Raw genomic sequence first — 19,224 nt, 5'->3', positions numbered from 1 at the left:
CTTAATGTCGCTCCACCCACCACAGCGCCCCAAGCGCCATGAGCAGGAATAACAGGCTGGGCGCCAGCGCCGTGAAGAACGCGGGCAGGATGGTCAGCACACCGAGGTGCGAGAACAGGGAATTGATGAGCAGGAAGCTCACGCCGATCATGATGCCGATGAAGATCTTCAGGCTCACGCCGCCACTGCGCGTGTGCAGGTAAGCGAACGGCAGCGCCAGCGCCATCAGCACGAAGATTGAAAACGGATCGATGACCTTTTTCCAGAACGCGACCTTGAAGCGCTCCGTCTCCTGCTTGTTCTCGGCCAGGTGGCGCGTGTAGACGGCCAGCTCGGCCGCCGACATGCGCTCGGGATCCGAGCGTGATACCGACAGGATCTTCGGCGTGATCTCGGACGCCAGCGTGTAGGTGGCCAGCTTGCGCGTCGCAATGGCCGCGGTTTCCTGGCCATACGTGCTCTGGATGGTCTGCCCTTCAGGCACGGCCGAACCGGGCGCCGGCAACTCGCGGCTGTTGGTGAACATCGTTTCCGTGACATCCGTCAGGCGCCACGTGTTGTTGCCGCCATAGGTGCCGCGCGCCGCCGTCACGAGCGAGCGCATGCGCATATTGTTGTCGAACTCGTAGAGCCGCACGTCTTCCAGCTGGCCGTCGCCCGCGATACGGCGCACGTTGAAGAAGCGTGAGCCGGTGATGGCGCCGCGCACGCCGTTTTCGTGGACGCTGTCCTTGGTCCACATCCCCGAGCGGAACTCGGCCGAGACCGAGCCGCCCTTGGCCGTCAGGCGCATGCGCTCGGCGATCGGCGCCGTGCGCGGGGTGATCAGCTCGCCGAAAATGAACGTCACCACGACGAAGATGGCGCCAATCTTGAACAGCATCCAGGCCGCATGCCGGGTCGACATCGACGAGGCGCGCATGATGGTGAACTCGGAGCTCGAGGCAAACTGCGCCATCGTGTAGATGGTGCCGATCAGCGCGGCCACCGGCATCACCTGGTACACATTGCCCGGCACGAGCAGCAGTACGTACAGAAACGCGTGCTGCATGCCGAAGTCGTTCTTGCCGACCGATGGCAGGATGCTGGTCAGGTCCATGAAGGCGACGAGCGCCAGGAACGCGGCCAGCACGAAGGCCACCGCCTGGAAGATATTGATTGCGAAGTAACGCTGGAGGATTTTCATTCGACGGCTGCCTCGTCACGCTTGTGCAGCGGCTGCGGCTTGCGCAGGCGGCGCTTGAAGGCGCTCAGCATGACCAGCGGGTGGTACGGGTGGTTCACGTTCAGGCGCCAGGCGAACAGGCCCGCCACGCACAGCAGCGCGAACAGGTGCAGCGGCCACCAGCCGGTCGCGAAGGCGACCTTGCCCTGCTTGACGCTGGCCTCGGACAGTCGCACCAGATTGTTATAGGTGAAGAAGATCAGCAGCGCCAGGATCATGTTGGCCGACGACCCGGCGCGCGGGTTGACGAAGCCGAGCGGGATCGCCAGCAGCATCAGGATCAGGCAGGTGATCGGCGCGGCGATGCGCGCCAGCAGTTCGGCCTGCGTAAAGCGGTTCGGCGCGAGCAGCAGCGCCGGCGTGGACAACGCTGCCACCGGGATGTCGGCGCCGAGCATCGGGGCCTGCGTGGCCACGCGCATGCTGTAGCGCTCGAACTCCATCGTCTGGAAGTTGGCCTGGCCCGGAATGCCTTCGTAGCGGCGCCCGTTACTGAGCACGAGGAACTGGCCGCCCTTGCCGTCCGATTCGATCACGCCCTGCTTGGCCACCACCACCGAGTGCGTGTTGCCGGCGACGCTGTTGACGAACACGTTCTGCACGACGGTCGTGCCTTCCGAGCTGCGCTCGACAAAGAACACGCGGTCGTTCGAACTCGATTCGCGGAACTGGCCCGGCGCGACGCGCTGCAGGTCTTCGCGCTTCTGGAAACGCTCGACGAATTCGGCGCTCTTCATCTTGGCCCACGGCGTAACGACCAGCGACAGCGCGGCCACGACGAACACCATCGGCAGGCCGAGCGTGAGCACGGGCCGGATCCACGCCAGCAGCGACTGGCCGGACGCAAACCAGACGACCATTTCGGAGTCGCGGTAACTGCGCGTGACGGCGGCGACGACGGCGATGAAGCAGGTGAGGATCAGGATGATCGGCAGCAGCTCGGCGCTGCGGAACACGATCAGCGACAGCACGTCGGCAGACGCGACCTTGCCGCCCGCCGCGCGGCCAAGAATGGCGATCAGCGTCCAGGTGACAAGAATGGAAAACAGCACCGTGAAGGTCGCGCCAGCGGCGCTTGCCAACTCACGTTGCAGGGAACGTCGGAAGATCATTCAATAGAGTCGTTATAATTGCAGATTAGGCAGTCCGCCGCGAACAACGAATCGGAGAACCAAATGGACTTTAGCATAAAAGCATTCGACACAAAAAACACCCTGGCAGCGGCGAAGACCGGCTGTGTAGCAGTGGCGGTGTTCGAAAATAAAAAATTGTCGGCTGCAGCAAAAGCACTCGACGTGAATGGCGAGATCAGCGCGGCGGTCAAGTCCGGCGACATCAGCGGCAAGCCCGGTTCGACCCTGCTGCTGCGCGGCGTTGCGGGCGTGACTGCGGCGCGCGTGCTGCTCGTCGGCCTGGGCGCTGACGAGATCGTTTCCCAGAAAAGCTTCACCACGGGCGCGACTGCCGCCCTGAAAATGTTCGCCACGCTGGGTTCCACGGACGCCATTATCGCATTCCCGCTCGACAGCGTGAAAGAACGCGACGCGAACTGGGCGCTGCAGGCACTGGTGCTGGCCTCGAGCGACGCCGAATACCGTACCGACGCGCAGAAAAGCAAGAAAGAACCGGCACCCGCCGGCGTGCGCAAGGTCGTCATCGCCACGCCGGACGCCGGTAGCGCCAAGGCCGCCCTGGCGCAGGCCGCCGCGATTGCCAACGGCATGAAGCTCACGCGCGACCTGGGCAACCTGTCGCCCAACATCTGCACCCCGACCTACCTGGCACAAACGGCGCGCAAGCTGGCCGACGACTTCGGCTTTGGCCTCGAAGTCCTCGAACGCAAGCAGCTCGAAGCGCTCAAGATGGGCAGCTTCCTGGCGGTTGCGCGCGGCAGCGAAGAAGCGCCGAAGTTCATCGTCCTGCGCCACAACGGCGGCGCGCCAAACGATGCACCGGTCGTCCTGGTCGGCAAGGGCATCACGTTCGACTCGGGCGGCATCTCGATCAAGCCGGGTCCGAGCATGGACGAGATGAAATACGATATGTGCGGCGCCGGTTCGGTGCTGGGCACCTTCCGCGCCATCGGCGAGATGGGCCTGAAGCTCAACGTGATCGGCATCGTCGTCGCCTGCGAGAACATGCCATCGGGTCGCGCGGCCAAGCCGGGCGACATCGTGACCGCCATGAACGGCACCACGATTGAAATCCTCAACACCGACGCCGAAGGCCGCCTGGTGCTGTGCGACGCGTTGTCGTACGCCGAGCGCTTCAACCCGGCCGTCGTGGTCGATATCGCCACGCTGACGGGCGCCTGCATCGTCGCCCTGGGCCACCACACGAGCGGCCTGTTCACCCGCGACGACGCCGCGCACGACGCGCTGGCCGACGAGCTGCTCACGGCCGGCAAGCAGGCTGGCGACGTGGCCTGGCGCTTCCCGCTGGGCGAGATCTACAACGACCAGCTCAAGTCGAACTTCGCCGACCTGGCCAATATCGGCACCCCGGGCGCCGCATCGATCACGGCCGCGTGCTTCCTGGAGAACTTCACCCGCAAGTACACCTGGGCCCACCTCGACATCGCCGGCACCGCCTGGAAGTCGGGCGCCGCCAAGGGCGCCACGGGCCGTCCGGTGCCGCTCCTGACCACGTTCCTGATGAATCGCGTGTAATCACCCACGCATCATCATGTAGGGTGGACGGGTTTCCCGTCCACGCGTTCACGAGTCCAACACGGCAACACGAAGCCGCTTGATGTTGACCGCGTGGACGGCGTAACCGTCCACCCTACGGCCAGCGCGCCGAAGTCAAAACATCCGCGATGCCACCGGCTCGGCACCTACTGCGGCGACGGACTTTTCTGCTGGCTGCATCAGTACGGTCAGCGTGGCCGGGTAGCCATAACCGGCGCCCGAGTAGCGGTCAACGTAGTGGCCGATGCCGGCGGTCGTGACCAGGTTGCCGACAAGGTTGCTGGTGTTGAGCTGCGCCTGCACGGTCTCGGCGGCGATGGCCACGCCCTGCTTCTTGCAGCTGATCGACAGCGGCCCCTTGTTGCGCGTGACGGTCACGCGGCCCGGGGCGATGACGTACCAGCGGCCGGCGTCATTGCTCAGGATGCAGCCGACCCCACCGATCTCGCGGTAATCGAGCACCGTGCGCACTTCGAGCTGCTGCATGGGCGAATCGGACATGGTCGCGCAGCCACCCAACAGGGCAAGCGCGGACAGGACAAACGGGCGGAATAGAGGCAACATGGCAACCATCAAGAAGCAGATGCTTCTTTAACGGCAGCGGCGCGCAAATACTGAGGTGAGTGCTAGTCGAGCGGCGCGAAACGCGGTTGCGTGGCGCCGCCGACCGTGACGGTATCGAAGAAAGCATCGCGGGGACGCACCCAGACGGCGCCGCCCTCATCCCGGTACACGATGACCGGGGTGTGGTCGGATTCCAGCAGCGCCTCGCACATCAGCTCGTAGATGCCGCCCTTGTAGTGGCGGTAACGCATCCGGCAGACCGGGTCAGACCTTTTCGGCCTCGGCCTTCTGCTTTTTCTTCAGCCCCTGGATGACCTTGAGCACGCCTTCCATGCCGGCGGTCTCGTCCAGTTCACTGAAGGCGTCCAGGACTTCGTTCAGCACGCTGTTGCGCACTGCCGCTTCGTCGGGCGCGATGGCTGGCACGGGGCTGCCATCCTTGCCGAACTTCGATGGCGAATCGGCTGCGGTCTTGGCGCCATGCGCCAGGGCAGCTTGCCAGATCACCCAACGACGCTGGGTCTCGAAAACGAGGTATTCCTCGGGCTTGTCTTCGCGGCGGCGAACGATGTGGCCTTCACGCTGGGCCCATGCTTCAAATGCACTGCGCATTTCTGTCCTTTTCAATTCTGCGCCAGGATGATGAACTCCTGAACGCAATATTTCACAATAGTACCACTAGCGCACGTCGATGGCTTTAAACAACTGTGTGAGCTGTCGACCAACGCTACATCGCGACCAGCCAATGGTACAATGAAAGTTGCACCTACGCAATTTTATTATTACCAAAAAGCAATCCCTCGATGCTGTCGCTTTTTGCGACAAGTACCGGACCCGACTAGTTATAGTCTCGAAGGGCGAATCGGGCAATACTTTTTGGAAAGCTACCAATGAATAGTGTCATCAGGTGTTGTAATTATACCAACCACACATGGATAACTCTATCGTTATTTCATGCAGGACACGTAATCAATCCGGTAATTTCGTTAATAATAGCCTGTTGGCAAGCAATTAGCTTGCGCACACTTGAGTTACCAGCAACTTCTAACGTTAACTGTAGATAAACCGATGCAAATTGTCACCTGGAATGTGAATTCTTTGAAAGTTCGCCTTGCACACTTGTTGCAATGGCTGGACACCAATCCTGTTGACGTGCTCTGCATCCAGGAGACAAAACTGACCGACGACAAGTTCCCGGTCGCCGAACTCAACGCTGCCGGCTACCAGGTCGCGTTCTCGGGCCAGAAGACGTACAACGGCGTGGCGATCCTGTCCCGCTTGCCGATTGAGGACGTGGTACGCAACAATCCGCACTTCGACGATCCACAACAGCGCCTGCTGGCCGCAACGATCGGTGGTGTGCGTTTCATTTGCGCGTATGTGCCCAACGGGCAGGAAGTCGGCTCCGACAAGTACGCCTACAAGCTGGCCTGGCTGGCGGCGCTGCAGACCTGGGTCGCAGCCGAGATGGCCGCGCACCCGCAGTTCGCGATCCTCGGCGACTACAATATCGCGCCCGAGGCGCGCGATGTACACGACGTGGCCGAATGGGAAGGCCGGATCCACTTCTCGCTGCCCGAGCGCGACGCGCTACAGGCGCTCATCGCCCTGGGCCTGGCCGACGCCTTCCGCCTGTTCGAGCAGCCCGAGAAGCAGTACAGCTGGTGGGATTATCGCCAGATGGCGTTTCGCCGCAACCGCGGCCTGCGCATCGATCACATCCTGCTGTCTACCGCACTGGCCGCGCGCTGCACCGCATGCCACATCGACCGCGAGACGCGCAAATGGGAGCAGCCGTCGGACCACGCCCCTGTGGTGGCGACGCTGGCCGACTAACCGGCCAGCAACCTGCCGATCTGCGCGGCCGGTAACGGCCGCGCAAACAGATAGCCCTGGGCGAACTCGCAGCCGAACGAGCGCAGCAGCGCGTACTGCCCTTCCGTCTCCACGCCTTCGGCCACCACTGCCAGCTGCAGGCTGTTTGCCAGCGCCATCACGGCCGCCACGATTGCGCGATCCTCGGCGCTCGCTTCCAGCTCGCGCACGAAGGCGCGGTCGATCTTGATCTTGCGCACCGGGAACCGCTTCAGGTACGCCAGGCTCGAATACCCCGTGCCGAAGTCGTCGATGGACAGGCACATCCCCATCGCATTCATCTCGCGCAGCGTCTCGAGCGTCTGGCCGCCATGCTGCATCAGGGCCGTCTCGGTGATCTCGAATTCCACCAGGCCCGCGTCGATCCCGGTTTCCTGCACGATGCCGCGGATCGAGTCGACCAGGCCGTAGTGCGTGAACTGGCGCGCCGACAGGTTGATCGCGAGCGGCACCACGTCCAGCCCTTCGCTGCGCCACAACTGATTCTGCGTGCACGCGGTGCGGATCACCCACTCGCCCACCGCCATGATCATGCCGCTCTCTTCGAGGATCGGGATGAATTCGTCCGGGCCCACCAGTTCACTGCCCCCGCGGCGCCAGCGCAACAGCACTTCGAGCGCGTGCACGCGGCGCGTGGCCGTGCACATGATCGGCTGGTAATGCAGCTCGAATTCACCCCGCGCCAGCGCGCCGCGCAGGCTCGATTCGAGGTCGAAGTGGCGCGCCGCCGCCTGGTTCATGCGCTCGGTGAAAAACTGGTAATTGTTGCGGCCGGCCGCCTTGGCCTGGTACATCGCCGCGTCTGCGTGACGCATCAAGGTATCGACGTCACTGCCGTCCTGCGGATACAGGCAGATGCCGATCGACGGCGAGATGTGCAGGCTGCGGCCTTCGATGGCGCACGGCGAGGCCAGCGCCGCGATGATCGCGTCACCGACCGCGGCGGCGGCAGCGCCCTCCTCGACCCCGGGCAGCAACACGACGAATTCATCGCCCCCAAGGCGCGCCACCAGGTCGCCCGGGCGCACCGAACGTACCAGCCGGCGCGCGACTTCGCACAGCAGCTGGTCGCCCACCAGGTGGCCCAGCGAATCGTTGATCGTCTTGAACCGGTCCAGGTCGAGGAAGATCAGCGCCAGGCCTGCGCCCTTGTGCGCTTCGTCGCCGCTGGCCACGCTGCGCATCGCCGCATCGAGCCGGTCCGACAGCATGGCGCGGTTGGGCAGGCCCGTCAGGCTGTCGTGGTACGCCATGTGGTGCACACGCGCCTCGGCCTGGCGGCGCTCGTTGATTTCTTCCTGCAGCAGCGCATTGGCGCCGGCCAGTTCGGCCGTGCGTTCGGCCACGCGCACTTCGAGCTCGTCGCGTGCACGCCGTACAGCGTCGGCCGCTTCACGCTGGGCCGTCACGTCGTCCACCAGCCAGACGCTGCGCCCGCGCGTGAGTGTGGCGTCGAACAGGCGCCCGGACAGGCGCGCCCAGAAGCGCGTGCCGTCGCGGCGTACCATTTCATGCTCGGCCATGTGGGCCTGGCCGGTGGCGAACTGCGTCTCGGATACGGCGCGCGCCGCCAGCCAGCTGCCCTGGTCCGGATACAGTTCGCGTACCGGTGCGCCATCCATGCCGCCGGGCGGTGCGCCGAACAGCTCTTCCATCTTGCGGTTGCAGTGCAGCGTGCGGCCCTTCTCGACGACGGCGATGCCCAGCACCGCATTATTCAGGATCGCGCGATTTTCCATCAGCGCCTCGCGCAGCGACTGCTCGTCGCCCTTTTCGCGGGTGCGGTCTTCGAGCATCCAGATCGTGCCCTTGTCCGGGTCGAGCGGATTGACCTGGTAGCCGATCATCAGGACCCAGGCCGGCGCGCCGTCCTTGCGCACGAGGATGCGTTCGGTGCGAAACGGCCGGCCATCCGCCAGCTGCGGATAGGCATCTAGGCCCAGCGCGCGGTACGCCTCCTCGTCCGGATACAGCACGCGCGTGGACACGCCGATCGGCTCATCGGCGGCATAGCCGAACATCGTGCAGAAGGCAGGATTGGCGCGCCGGATCACGCGGTTACGGGTGAACATGACGCCGATCGACGCGTTGGTCATGATCGCCTGCATTTCACTGGCCGCCTGGCGCGCCTCGGTCACATCCTCGACGATCCAGATCGTGCCCGCGCTGCGGTCGCCCGGTTCGACCGAGCAGCCGCGCAGGCGCGCCCAGAAGGGCGAGCCATCGCGGCGCCGAAACTGCTGCTCGCTCTTTTCGAACATGTCGCCCCGCCCCAGCACGGTGAATGCTTCGGTGGCCAGGGCGTGATACGCCTCGGGCGACACGCACACGTCCGGCAGCGAAATGGTATCGACTTCATGCTGCGCATAGCCGAACATTTCGCCCAGGCGCGGGTTGAATGAACGAATCTGGTGGGGCTGGGTGACCGCAATGCCAACCGGTGCGTGCTGGAAGATCGCGCGTTGTTCGCGCACCGTGCGGCGCACGCCCACTAAGCCACGCGCAGGCGCGCCGGGGGACGGTACATCAGGAACGTGCGGGGTCGAAAATCCATCCATCGTCGAGGCAGGCAAGCTGTTGGTTATCATGAGCCGGTGAGTTGCCAATTAGCAACCACTGAAGGTCAATCATAACCTGTAAACACCCCGTTACTCCAGCCTCGCGCGACGAGAATGCGACACTAACCGGGCACCCGCACCCAGCCTTCCATCAGGATGCGCGCGCTGCGGCTCATGCTGGCTTTCGCCACGCGCCACTGCCCGTCTTCCAGGACCGCTTCGGCGCCCACCCGCAGCGTGCCGGACGGATGGCCGAACCGCACCGCCGAGCGCTCGCCCCCGCCGGCCGCCAGGTTCACCAGCGTGCCCGGAATGGCCGCCGCCGTGCCAATCGCCACCGCCGCCGTGCCCATCATCGCGTGGTGCAGTTTGCCCATCGACAGCGCCCGTACCAGCAGGTCGATCTCACCGGCCGCCACTTGCCGGCCACTCGACGACACGTACCCGGCCGCCTTGGCCACGAACGCGACCTTCGGCGTGTGCTGGCGCTTGCCTGCCTCGTCGATGCTGGCGATAAGGCCCATGCGCAGCGCGCCGTGGGCGCGGATCGTCTCGAACACGGCCAGCGCGCGCGGGTCGCCATTGATCGCGTCCTGCAGCTCGGTGCCGTCGTACCCCAGCGCCCCGGCCTCGACGAAGATGGTCGGGATGCCCGCGTTGATCAGCGTAGCGCGCAGCACGCCCACACCAGGCACGTCGAGTTCATCGACCAGATTCCCGGTCGGGAACATGGCGCCGCCACCGCCCTCTTCCTCGGCGGCCGGGTCCATGAACTCGAGCTGCACCTCGGCTGCCGGGAAGGTCACGCCATCGAGCTCGAAGTCGCCCGTTTCCTGCACCTGGCCTGCGGCCATCGGCACGTGCGCGAGGATCGTCTTGCCGATATTGGCTTGCCAGATGCGCACCACGGCCACGCCGTCGTGCGGCACGCGGGCCGGATCGACCAGGCCCGCTGCGATGGCGAACGGGCCAACCGCGGCCGACAGGTTGCCGCAATTGCCGCTCCAGTCGACGAACGGCTTGTCGATTGCCACCTGTCCGAACAGGTAGTCGACGTCGTGCTCAGCGCGCGCAGATGCTGCAACGATGACGGCCTTGCTGGTGCTGGACGTGGCGCCGCCCATGCCGTCGATCTGCTTGCCGTACGGGTCGGGGCTGCCGATCACGCGCAGCAGCAGCGCGTCGCGTGCGTGGCCCGCCACGCGGGCGTCTTCCGGCAGGTCGTCCAGCTTGAAGAACACGCCCTTGCTGGTCCCGCCGCGCAGATAGGTGGCGGCGATCCGGCGCTGGGGAGAATACGTGGTTGATTCCATCATGCCGCCTTCACCGTCGATTCAAGGAAATCCTGCGCAAAGCGTTGCAGCACGCCACCGGCTTCGTAGATGGCCACTTCTTCGGCCGTATCGAGCCGGCACGTCACAGCCACCTCGACCCGCTCGCCGCTCACGCGGTTGATGACCAGCGTGAGCTCGGCGCGTGGCGTACGCGCGCCGATCACGTCGAACGTTTCGGTGCCGTCGATGGCCAGGGTGATGCGGTTCTCGCCCGGCTTGAATTCGAGCGGCAGCACGCCCATGCCCACCAGGTTGGTGCGGTGGATGCGCTCGAAGCCTTCGGCCGCAATCGCCTCGACACCCGCCAGGCGCACGCCCTTGGCCGCCCAGTCGCGCGACGAGCCCTGGCCGTAGTCGGCCCCGGCGATGATGATCAACGGCTGCTTGCGCGCCATGTAATGTTCGATCGCTTCCCACATGCGGGTGACTTCACCCTCCGGCTCGATGCGCGCGAGTGAACCGGCCATCACCTTGCCATGGCTATCCTTGACCATCTCGTTCTTGAGCGTTGGATTGGCGAACGTCGCGCGCTGCGCCGTCAGGTGGTCGCCCCGGTGCGTGGCGTACGAATTGAAGTCTTCTTCGGGCAGGCCCATCTTGGCCAGGTATTCGCCGGCGGCCGAGTCGAGCAGGATCGCGTTCGACGGCGACAGGTGGTCCGTGGTGATGTTGTCACCCAATACCGCCAGTGGCCGCATCCCCGCCAGCGGCCGGCTGCCGGCCAGCGCGCCTTCCCAGTACGGTGGCCGGCGGATATAGGTGCTCTGCGCGCGCCAGTCGTACAGCGGGCTGACTGCGGCGCCATCGTCGGCCACGCGCGCGAACATCGGCGTGTAGACCTTGCGGAACTGTTCCGGCTTGACGCTTGCGGCGACCACGGCGTCGATTTCCTCTTCCGATGGCCACAGGTCGGCCAGGCGGATTTCGCGCCCGGCGGCGTCCAGCCCCAGCACGTCCTTCTCGATATCGAAGCGGATCGTGCCGGCAATCGCGTACGCCACCACCAGCGGCGGCGACGCCAGGAACGCCTGCTTCGCGTACGGGTGAATGCGACCATCGAAATTGCGGTTGCCCGACAGGACCGCCGTTGCATACAGGTCGCGCTTGATGATTTCGTCCTGGATCGCCGGGTCGAGGGCGCCGCTCATGCCGTTGCAGGTGGTGCAGGCAAATGCGACGACGCCAAAGCCCAGCTGGTCGAGCTCCTGGCTCAGGCCCGCTTCGTCGAGGTACAGCGCGACGGCCTTCGAGCCGGGCGCCAGTGAACTTTTCACCCAGGGTTTACGGGTCAGGCCAGCGCGGTTGGCATTGCGCGCCAGGAGGCCCGCCGTGACCATATTGCGCGGGTTGCTGGTATTGGTGCAGCTGGTGATCGCGGCGATGATGACGGCGCCATCGGGCATCTGGCCCGGTGTGTTTTCCACCACGCCCGAGATGCCGCGCGCGGCCAGTTCGGACGTCGGCACACGCTTGTGCGGATTGGACGGCCCGGCGATATTGCGCACCACGTTTGACAAATCGAACGACAGCGTGCGTTCGTATTCGGCCGTCTGCAGGCTGTCGGCCCACAGGCCGGCGTGCTTCGCATACGTCTCGACCAGGTACACGGTCGCATCGTCGCGCCCCGTCAGGCGCAGGTACTTGATGGTTTGCTCGTCGATGTAGAACATCGCGGCGGTGGCGCCGAATTCGGGCGCCATGTTCGCGATCGTCGCGCGGTCGCCCAGCGTCAGCGCCGCTGCGCCAGCGCCATAAAATTCCAGATAGGTCGAGACGACCTTTGCATTGCGCAGGAACTCGGTCAGCGCCAGCACGACGTCGGTCGCCGTGATGCCCGGCTGCGGCTTGCCGGTCAGTTCGACGCCGACGATGTCGGGCAGGCGCATCCACGAGGCACGGCCCAGCATCACGCTCTCGGCTTCCAGCCCGCCGACACCGATGGCAAGCACGCCAAGCGCGTCGACCATGGGCGTGTGCGAGTCGGTGCCGACCAGCGTGTCTGGATAGGCCACGCCGCGCTCTGCCTGAATCACCGGCGACATGCGCTCGAGATTGATCTGGTGCAGGATGCCGTTCCCGGGCGGGATCACGTCGACGTTCTTGAAGGCCTTCTTGGTCCAGTCGATGAAGTGGAAGCGGTCTTCGTTGCGACGGTCTTCGATGGCGCGGTTCTTGGTGAACGCATCCGGATCGAACCCGCCGCATTCGACGGCCAGCGAATGGTCGACCACGAGCTGCGTCGGCACCACCGGATTGACCAGTGCCGGGTCGCCCCCTTGCAGCGCGATGGCGTCGCGCAGGCCGGCCAGGTCGACCAGCGCGGTCTGGCCGAGGATGTCGTGGCAGACCACGCGCGCCGGGAACCAAGGAAAATCGAGGTCGCGCTTGCGTTCGATGAGCTGCTTGAGCGAATCGCGCAGGGTCGCGGGCGCGCAGCGGCGTACGAGGTTTTCGGCCAGCACGCGCGACGTGTACGGCAGCGTGGCGTAGGCGCCCGGTGCGATCGCGTCGACGGCGGCGCGGGTGTCGAAGTAGTCGAGCTCCGTGCCCGGCAGGGATGTGCGGTAATCAGTATTCATGGCGGTGTTCGATCTTTTTAGCTAACCCCGAAACCGTCGTTCCCGCGAAGGCGGGAACCCAAGTCAATTAGCAAGCCAGGAACGCTGATAGTGGTCACCTGGGCTGAACTTGGATTCCCGCCTGCGCGGGAACGACGTGCCGGAGTTGGTGGTCAAGTGGCTGCGCTTATTTGCGTTACTTGCGCTCTGCCAGCGGCACGAACTGCAGATCCTCCGGCCCCACGTAATTGGCGCTCGGGCGGATGATCTTGTTGTCGATGCGCTGCTCGATGACGTGCGCCGCCCAGCCCGACGTGCGCGCGATGACGAACAGCGGCGTGAACATCGCCGTCGGCACGCCCATCATGTGGTACGACACGGCCGAGAACCAGTCCAGGTTCGGGAACATCTTTTTCACATCCCACATCACCGTTTCGAGGCGCTCGGCGATGTCGAACATCTTCATCGAGCCGCCCTCTTCCGACAAGGTGCGCGCCACTTCCTTGATCACCTTGTTGCGCGGGTCCGAGATCGTGTAGACCGGATGACCGAAGCCGATCACGACTTCCTTGTTGGCCACGCGGTTGCGGATATCGGCCTCGGCTTCGTCCGGGTTGTCGTAGCGCTTCTGGATATCGTGCGCGACTTCGTTGGCGCCGCCGTGCTTCGGTCCGCGCAGCGCGCCGATCGCGCCGGTGATCGCCGAGTGCATGTCCGAGCCGGTGCCGGCAATCACGCGGGCGGTGAAGGTCGAGGCATTGAATTCGTGTTCGGCGTACAGGATCAGCGACGTGTGCATCGCGCGCACCCACGATTCCTTCGGCGCGAAGCCGTGCAGCAGGTGCAGGAAGTGGCCGCCGATCGAATCGTCGTCGGTATTCACCTCGATGCGTTTGCCGCTGTGGCTGAAGTGGTACCAGTACAGCAGCATCGAGCCGAACGATGCCATCAGGCGGTCGGCGATATCGCGCGCGCCGGTGATGTGGTGGTCATCCTTCTCGGGCAGCGTGCAGCCCAGGACCGACACGCCCGTGCGCATCACGTCCATCGGATGGGCATTGGCCGGCAACGCTTCGAGCGCGCTTTTCAGCGCCTGCGGCAGGCCACGCAGCGAGCGCAGCTTGGCCTTGTAGCCGCGCAGTTCGCCGTCATTCGGCAGCTTGCCGTGCACCAGCAGGTAGGCGATTTCCTCGAATTCGCTGGTGGTCGCGATGTCGAGGATATCGTAGCCGCGGTAATGCAGGTCGTTGCCCGATTTGCCGACCGAGCACAGAGCGGTGTTACCAGCGGCGACGCCGGACAGGGCGACGGATTTCTTCGGCTTGAAGGTCGGGGTTTCCTGGTTCTGCGTAGTCATGTGTGATCTCCTTACTTGACTTTGTTCTGGGCAAACAGCGCGTCGAGCTTCTGCTCGTAGCTGTGGTAATCGATGCGGTCATACAGTTCGGCGCGCGTCTGCATCGTGTCGATCACGTTCTGCTGCGTGCCGTCGCGGCGGATCGCGGTGTAGACGTTTTCGGCGGCCTTGTTCATCGCGCGAAACGCCGACAGCGGATACAGCACCAGGCCGACGCCAGCGCCAGCCAGTTCGTCGACGGTAAACAGCGGCGTGGCGCCGAACTCGGTGATGTTGGCCAGCACCGGGACCTTGACCGCATCGGCGAAGCGCTTGTACATGTCGAGCGTCGTCATCGCTTCCGGGAAGATCATGTCGGCGCCTGCTTCGACGCAGGCCACGGCGCGCTCGATTGCCGCGTCCAGGCCTTCGACGGCCAGCGCATCGGTGCGCGCCATGATCACGAAGTCGTCGTCCAGGCGCGCGTCGGCAGCGGCGCGGATGCGGTCGACCATTTCTTCCTTGCTGACGATTTCCTTGCCCGGCCGGTGGCCGCAGCGTTTGGCGCCGACCTGGTCTTCGATATGACAGGCAGCCGCGCCAGCCTTGGACAGCGAACGCACAGTGCGCGCGACGTTGAAGGCCGAGGCGCCGAAACCCGTGTCGACGTCGACCAGCAACGGCAGGTCGCACACGTCGGTGATGCGGCGCACGTCGACCAGCACGTCGTCGAGGTTCGAGATGCCCAGGTCGGGCAGGCCGAGGGAGCCGGCAGCGACGCCGCCACCGGACAGGTAGATGGCCTTGAAGCCGGCGCGCTTGGCCAGCAATGCGTGGTTGGCGTTGATCGCGCCCACGACTTGCAGCGGGGATTCATCGAGGATCGCCTGGCGGAAGGCGGCGCCTGCGGAAAGTTTGCTCATGCTGGTCCTTGTCATCACGGTGAAGAAGTTATGGTCTTCATTGCAAGCACCGTGCCAGCGTTGGTTGATACGCCATGTCCCGCCATTTCAAGCACTTGCGTGCTTATTCTACCCAAATCGTCCTCAAACACACCGGCCATTGTTTCACTCTGAAACGCCAGCTTGAAACATGAAACACGCAGACGCAAAAAAACCGGGTGGCGCCTTGCGGCGCACACCCGGTTGATTGGATAGCTGGCCGGTCTTAGTGACCCGACGCGCCCGCTGCACCGATACCGGTCTCGGCGCGCACTTGCTGCGCCTCGAAGCCTGCACGGTCGATCCGGGCACGGGGACCCTTGTCGGTGATCGAGAACAGCCAGATACCGATGAAGCCCACTGCCATCGAGAAGATCGCTGGCGAAGCGTACGGGAAGATCGCGGCCGGATGGTGCAGCACATCGACCCACACCGATTTCGACACGATCGTCAGGCCCACTGCCGTGGCCAGGCCGAGGAAGCCGCCGATCGTGGCGCCGCGGGTGGTGCAGTCCTTCCACAGCACCGACATGAACAGCACCGGGAAGTTGGCCGATGCGGCAATCGCGAAGGCCAGCGACACCATGAAGGCGACGTTCTGCTTCTCAAAAGCGATACCCAGCACCACGGCCACGATACCCAGGCCGATGGTGGTGATCTTCGATACGCGCAGCTCGTTTTCGCTGGTGGCATTGCCTTTCTTGAATACGGTCGCATACAGATCGTGCGACACAGCCGAAGCGCCCGACAGCGTCAAGCCCGCCACCACGGCCAGGATGGTCGCGAACGCCACCGCCGAGATGAAGCCCAGGAACACGTCGCCGCCCACGGCCTTGGCCAGGTGGACTGCCGCCATATTGTTACCGCCCAGCAGAGCACCGGCTGCATCCTTGAATGCCGGGTTGGTACCCACCAGCACGATCGCGCCGAAGCCGATGATGAAGGTCAGGATGTAGAAGTAGCCGATCCAGGTGGTTGCCCACAGCACCGACTTGCGCGCTTCCTTCGCGCTCGGAACGGTGAAGAAGCGCATCAGGATGTGTGGCAGGCCGGCGGTACCGAACATCAGCGCCATGCCGAACGAGATGGCCGAGATCGGATCCTTGATGAAGCTGCCCGGGCCCATGATGGCGGTGCCCTTGGCATGCACTTCGGTCGCGGTCTGGAACAGCTTGGCCGGGCTGAAGTTGTATTGTGCCAGCACCGAGAACGCCATGAACGACGCGCCCGACAGCAGCAGCACGGCCTTGATGATCTGAACCCAGGTGGTGGCCGTCATGCCGCCGAACAGCACGTAGACCATCATCAGGATACCGACCAGCACGACGGCGATCCAGTATTCCAGACCGAACAGCAGCTTGATCAGCTGACCCGCGCCGACCATCTGCGCGATCAGGTAGAACGCGACGACGACCAGCGTGCCGGACGCCGCAAACACGCGGATCGGCTTTTGCGCGAAGCGGTACGAGGCCACGTCGGCAAACGTGAAGCGGCCCAGGTTGCGCAGGCGCTCGGCCATCAGGAACGTGATGACAGGCCAGCCGACCAGGAAGCCGATCGCGTAGATCAGGCCATCGTAACCGTCGAGGAACACGGCGGCCGAAATACCGAGGAACGATGCAGCCGACATGAAGTCGCCTGCGATCGCCAGACCGTTCTGGAAACCCGTGATACCGCCGCCGGCCGTGTAGAAGTCGGACGCCGACTTGGTCTTGGCGGCAGCCCACTTGGTGATGAACAGCGTGCCGACGACGAACAGCGCGAACATGCTGATCGCGGTCCAGTTGGTCGGCTGGCGAACGGCCTGGCCCATGTCGGGCGCGGCGTAAGCAATGCCGGAGGCGGCCAGCAGCACGAATGCCAGCAGTGAGGAGGTGCGAGCGCCGGCCATCATGCGCCCACCTTTGCACGGATGGCGTCGCTCAACTCGTCGTATTCGCGGTTGGCGCGGCGCACATAGATGCCGGTAATCACCACAGTGAACACGATGACGAACAGGCCCAGGGGAATGCCCCAGGTGATGACACTGTTGCCGATCGGGGTGCCCATGAACTCCTTGTTGAACGCGACCAGCAGCGTGAAGCCGTAGTACACGATCATCATGGCCCAGGTCAGCGTCCAGCCGAAGCGGGAACGGATGCTTTTGAGCTTCTGGTAATTGGGGTCATTCTTGACCCGTTCTACGATGTCTTGATCCACTTTGTCTCCTGATTCTTTTGATAGTGCCGTGGTTCGGCTGCCTTTTTGGCTGCGACCCATCCTACGGGCATGCCCTTACCGGATTCTTACGCCGGACGCCTAATTTCGACCCGTCGTTCTCCCATGGCGCGTTTCAGGCTGAAACAACGGCCTTCATTTGCACTACACTTGAAACATGGATTCCCCACGCACTTCTTCCACCAGCGACAAGCCCATCATCTGGACGGTGTCGGTCTCGCGCCTGTCCGCGCTGTTCCGTGACATCACCGTTGAATACGATCACCTGGCGTCGATCGAGCCCCTGCACATCGGGTTCGACGAGGCCGCAACCTACATTCGCGAGCGACTGGCCACCGAGCATTGCGATGTCGTGATCGCGGCCGGCTCGAACGCGGCCTGGCTCAAGAGCCGCGTCTCGGTGCCGGTGGTGGCCGCCCGGGCCAGCGGCTTTGACGTGCTGCAGGCGCTCACGCGCGCGCGCAAACTCGCCGGCAACGCGCCCGGCGCCATCGGCGTCGTCAGTTACGGCGCCCTGCTCCCGGAGCTGGCCGAGTTCGCGGCCGGCTTCGGCCTGGACCTGGTCCAGCGCAGCTATGTGACGCAGGAAGATGCGCGCGCCGCCGTCGACGAACTCAAGGCGCTGGGCGTGGCCGTCATCGTCGGCGCCGGCTCGGTGACCGACCTGGCCGAGGAAGCGGGCCTGCGCGCCGTGTTCCTGTATTCGGCGGCGTCGATCCGGCAAGCGTTCGACGATGCACTCGAACTGGCCCGCCTGACCCGGCTCGAGGTCGACCGCAGCCGTGGCCGCAGCCGAACCAGCAGCACGCCCCCTGATAAGCAACGGCTGCGGCGCGGCCTGAACGACTTACGCGGCGACTCGCCCGCGATGCAGCAGCTGCGCCAGACCGTCGTGCTGTACGCGCGCTCGCCCAGCACCGTGCTGATCGAAGGTGAAACCGGCAGCGGCAAGGAACTCGTGGCGCAGGCAATCCACCGCGAAAGTCCGCGCCGGGATGCGAACCGACCGTTCGTGGCCGTCAATTGCGGCGCGATTGCCGAGTCGCTGCTCGAATCCGAACTGTTCGGCCATGAAGACGGCGCCTTCACCGGCGCGCGCCGTGGCGGGCACGCGGGCCTGTTCGAAGCGGCCAATGGCGGCACGCTGTTTCTCGACGAGATCGGCGAAATGCCACTGAGCCTGCAAACACGCCTGCTGCGCGTGCTCGAAGAACGTGAAGTGATGCGCGTGGGCGGCACGCGGCCGGTGCCGATCGACGTGCGCGTGATCAGCGCCACGCACTGCGACCTGGAGGCGCGCGTGCGCGACGGGCGCTTCCGGGCCGACCTGTTCTATCGCCTGGCGGTGCTGCGCCTGGCCCTGCCGCCGCTGCGGGCACGGGTGCAGGACATCGCGCCGCTGCTCGAATGGTCGCTCAAGGGTGCGCTGGCCGCGCTCGATGCGCGTCCGCATCCGAACCTGCTGGCCGAACTGAAAGCGTGCACGCCACTGCTCACCGGCTATGCCTGGCCCGGTAACGTGCGCGAGCTGCGCAACCTCACCGAGCGCCTGGCGCTGTTCCTGGCGGCCGAGCCGTTGCAGGCGCTGACGCCGGGTTTCATGCTGTCGGTGGCGCCGGAGCTGGCGCGTGGTGCAGCCCCTGCCGATGCCGCGGCCGGGCCAACGCAGGAATCGGCCACTGCGGTGCTGGCGCGCTTTGGCGGGCAGCGCGACCTGGCGGCCGATCATCTGGGGATCAGCCGTACGACGCTGTGGCGACGGCTGAAGGCGGAAGGCTGAGCTCTAATCTCCACCCCTTAAGACGCTCCAAAGCAACGTCCACCGAAACCTCGTATCATGATTCTTTGATATGGCCTGGCGCCAATCCGCGCCAGTTCCTCATAGCATGCCGGCCGCGGCGCCCCTATCCGCGGCGCCACAGTCCG

At 64.7% G+C, this 19,224-nt stretch carries 15 protein-coding genes; 3 read left to right on the top strand and 12 right to left on the bottom strand.

Annotated elements, in window-relative coordinates; all coding sequences use genetic code 11:
• Window position 1 precedes the first annotated feature (1 nt).
• Together lptG and lptF are read right to left on the bottom strand one after the other, a co-directional pair.
• Window positions 2-1,186, bottom strand: a complete 1,185-nt coding sequence (gene lptG / locus HD842_RS02120; RefSeq protein ID WP_183550329.1) for an LPS export ABC transporter permease LptG — start codon at window positions 1,184-1,186, stop codon at window positions 2-4.
• The gene (gene lptF / locus HD842_RS02115; protein ID WP_183550326.1) at window positions 1,183-2,337 is read right to left on the bottom strand and encodes an LPS export ABC transporter permease LptF; all 1,155 of its coding nucleotides are present in this window, start codon (window positions 2,335-2,337) and stop codon (window positions 1,183-1,185) included. The genes lptG and lptF overlap by 4 nt, the downstream gene beginning before the upstream one ends.
• Before the next feature lie 63 nt (window positions 2,338-2,400).
• Between lptF and HD842_RS02110 the strand changes: the two genes are divergently transcribed.
• Window positions 2,401-3,894 carry a leucyl aminopeptidase gene (locus HD842_RS02110; RefSeq protein ID WP_183550324.1) on the top strand — a complete coding sequence of 498 codons (1,494 nt, stop codon included), beginning with the start codon at window positions 2,401-2,403 and terminating at the stop codon, window positions 3,892-3,894.
• 135 nt (window positions 3,895-4,029) lie between these two features.
• Here the strand turns inward: HD842_RS02110 and HD842_RS02105 are convergent, their stop codons facing one another.
• The 3 genes from HD842_RS02105 to HD842_RS02095 form a co-directional block, all read right to left on the bottom strand.
• The gene (locus HD842_RS02105) at window positions 4,030-4,479 is read right to left on the bottom strand and encodes a hypothetical protein (RefSeq protein ID WP_229424556.1); all 450 of its coding nucleotides are present in this window, start codon (window positions 4,477-4,479) and stop codon (window positions 4,030-4,032) included.
• Between the two features lie 62 nt (window positions 4,480-4,541).
• Window positions 4,542-4,730 (bottom strand): DUF1653 domain-containing protein, encoded by a 189-nt coding sequence (locus HD842_RS02100; protein ID WP_183550320.1) that lies wholly within the window; start codon window positions 4,728-4,730, stop codon window positions 4,542-4,544.
• Window positions 4,731-4,743: 13 nt separating this feature from the next.
• Window positions 4,744-5,091 (bottom strand): hypothetical protein, encoded by a 348-nt coding sequence (locus HD842_RS02095; protein WP_183550317.1) that lies wholly within the window; start codon window positions 5,089-5,091, stop codon window positions 4,744-4,746.
• A 456-nt stretch (window positions 5,092-5,547) separates the two neighbouring features.
• Here HD842_RS02095 and xth point away from each other — a divergent pair, with 456 nt between their 5' ends.
• Window positions 5,548-6,315, top strand: a complete 768-nt coding sequence (gene xth, locus HD842_RS02090; protein ID WP_183550314.1) for an exodeoxyribonuclease III — start codon at window positions 5,548-5,550, stop codon at window positions 6,313-6,315.
• Here xth and HD842_RS02085 read toward each other — a convergent pair.
• The 7 genes from HD842_RS02085 to HD842_RS02055 form a co-directional block, all read right to left on the bottom strand.
• Window positions 6,312-8,942, bottom strand: coding sequence for a bifunctional diguanylate cyclase/phosphodiesterase (locus HD842_RS02085; protein ID WP_229424555.1), 2,631 nt, complete (start codon window positions 8,940-8,942; stop codon window positions 6,312-6,314). The genes xth and HD842_RS02085 overlap by 4 nt on opposite strands.
• A gap of 92 nt (window positions 8,943-9,034) precedes the next feature.
• Window positions 9,035-10,225: a 2-methylaconitate cis-trans isomerase PrpF gene (gene prpF / locus HD842_RS02080; RefSeq protein WP_183553504.1), complete on the bottom strand. Its 1,191-nt coding sequence runs from the start codon at window positions 10,223-10,225 to the stop codon at window positions 9,035-9,037.
• Window positions 10,225-12,825, bottom strand: coding sequence for a Fe/S-dependent 2-methylisocitrate dehydratase AcnD (acnD, locus tag HD842_RS02075; RefSeq protein ID WP_183550311.1), 2,601 nt, complete (start codon window positions 12,823-12,825; stop codon window positions 10,225-10,227). The genes prpF and acnD overlap by 1 nt, the downstream gene beginning before the upstream one ends.
• 175 nt (window positions 12,826-13,000) lie before the next feature.
• Entirely contained in the window at window positions 13,001-14,161 is a 1,161-nt protein-coding gene (prpC, locus tag HD842_RS02070; RefSeq protein WP_183550308.1) for a bifunctional 2-methylcitrate synthase/citrate synthase, read from the bottom strand.
• 11 nt (window positions 14,162-14,172) lie between these two features.
• Window positions 14,173-15,063, bottom strand: coding sequence for a methylisocitrate lyase (prpB, locus tag HD842_RS02065; protein ID WP_183550305.1), 891 nt, complete (start codon window positions 15,061-15,063; stop codon window positions 14,173-14,175).
• Window positions 15,064-15,307: 244 nt separating this feature from the next.
• The gene (locus HD842_RS02060) at window positions 15,308-16,975 is read right to left on the bottom strand and encodes a cation acetate symporter (RefSeq protein WP_183550302.1); all 1,668 of its coding nucleotides are present in this window, start codon (window positions 16,973-16,975) and stop codon (window positions 15,308-15,310) included.
• Window positions 16,972-17,280: a DUF485 domain-containing protein gene (locus tag HD842_RS02055; RefSeq protein WP_183550299.1), complete on the bottom strand. Its 309-nt coding sequence runs from the start codon at window positions 17,278-17,280 to the stop codon at window positions 16,972-16,974. Before HD842_RS02055 ends, HD842_RS02060 begins: the two co-directional genes overlap by 4 nt.
• Window positions 17,281-17,455: 175 nt before the next feature.
• On the opposite strand from HD842_RS02055, the gene prpR reads away from it, so the two are divergent.
• Entirely contained in the window at window positions 17,456-19,078 is a 1,623-nt protein-coding gene (gene prpR / locus HD842_RS02050; protein WP_183550295.1) for a propionate catabolism operon regulatory protein PrpR, read from the top strand.
• Window positions 19,079-19,224: the final 146 nt, after the last annotated feature.

Source organism: Massilia aurea, assembly GCF_014200505.1.
In the GTDB taxonomy this organism is placed as follows: domain Bacteria; phylum Pseudomonadota; class Gammaproteobacteria; order Burkholderiales; family Burkholderiaceae_D; genus Telluria; species Telluria aurea_B.
Note: the sequence above shows the minus strand (reverse complement) of the source record. Positions and strands in the feature narration are given on the sequence as shown.

What these genes read in the sequence shown, in the direction of transcription:
- lptG (WP_183550329.1), bottom strand. Translation starts at nt 1,186, where the DNA reads ATGAAAATCCTCCAGCGTTACTTCGCAATCAATATCTTCCAGGCGGTG.
- lptF (WP_183550326.1), bottom strand. Translation starts at nt 2,337, where the DNA reads ATGATCTTCCGACGTTCCCTGCAACGTGAGTTGGCAAGCGCCGCTGGC.
- HD842_RS02110 (WP_183550324.1), top strand. Translation starts at nt 2,401, where the DNA reads ATGGACTTTAGCATAAAAGCATTCGACACAAAAAACACCCTGGCAGCG.
- HD842_RS02105 (WP_229424556.1), bottom strand. Translation starts at nt 4,479, where the DNA reads ATGTTGCCTCTATTCCGCCCGTTTGTCCTGTCCGCGCTTGCCCTGTTG.
- HD842_RS02100 (WP_183550320.1), bottom strand. Translation starts at nt 4,730, where the DNA reads ATGCGTTACCGCCACTACAAGGGCGGCATCTACGAGCTGATGTGCGAG.
- HD842_RS02095 (WP_183550317.1), bottom strand. Translation starts at nt 5,091, where the DNA reads ATGCGCAGTGCATTTGAAGCATGGGCCCAGCGTGAAGGCCACATCGTT.
- xth (WP_183550314.1), top strand. Translation starts at nt 5,548, where the DNA reads ATGCAAATTGTCACCTGGAATGTGAATTCTTTGAAAGTTCGCCTTGCA.
- HD842_RS02085 (WP_229424555.1), bottom strand. Translation starts at nt 8,942, where the DNA reads ATGATAACCAACAGCTTGCCTGCCTCGACGATGGATGGATTTTCGACC.
- prpF (WP_183553504.1), bottom strand. Translation starts at nt 10,225, where the DNA reads ATGGAATCAACCACGTATTCTCCCCAGCGCCGGATCGCCGCCACCTAT.
- acnD (WP_183550311.1), bottom strand. Translation starts at nt 12,825, where the DNA reads ATGAATACTGATTACCGCACATCCCTGCCGGGCACGGAGCTCGACTAC.
- prpC (WP_183550308.1), bottom strand. Translation starts at nt 14,161, where the DNA reads ATGACTACGCAGAACCAGGAAACCCCGACCTTCAAGCCGAAGAAATCC.
- prpB (WP_183550305.1), bottom strand. Translation starts at nt 15,063, where the DNA reads ATGAGCAAACTTTCCGCAGGCGCCGCCTTCCGCCAGGCGATCCTCGAT.
- HD842_RS02060 (WP_183550302.1), bottom strand. Translation starts at nt 16,975, where the DNA reads ATGATGGCCGGCGCTCGCACCTCCTCACTGCTGGCATTCGTGCTGCTG.
- prpR (WP_183550295.1), top strand. Translation starts at nt 17,456, where the DNA reads ATGGATTCCCCACGCACTTCTTCCACCAGCGACAAGCCCATCATCTGG.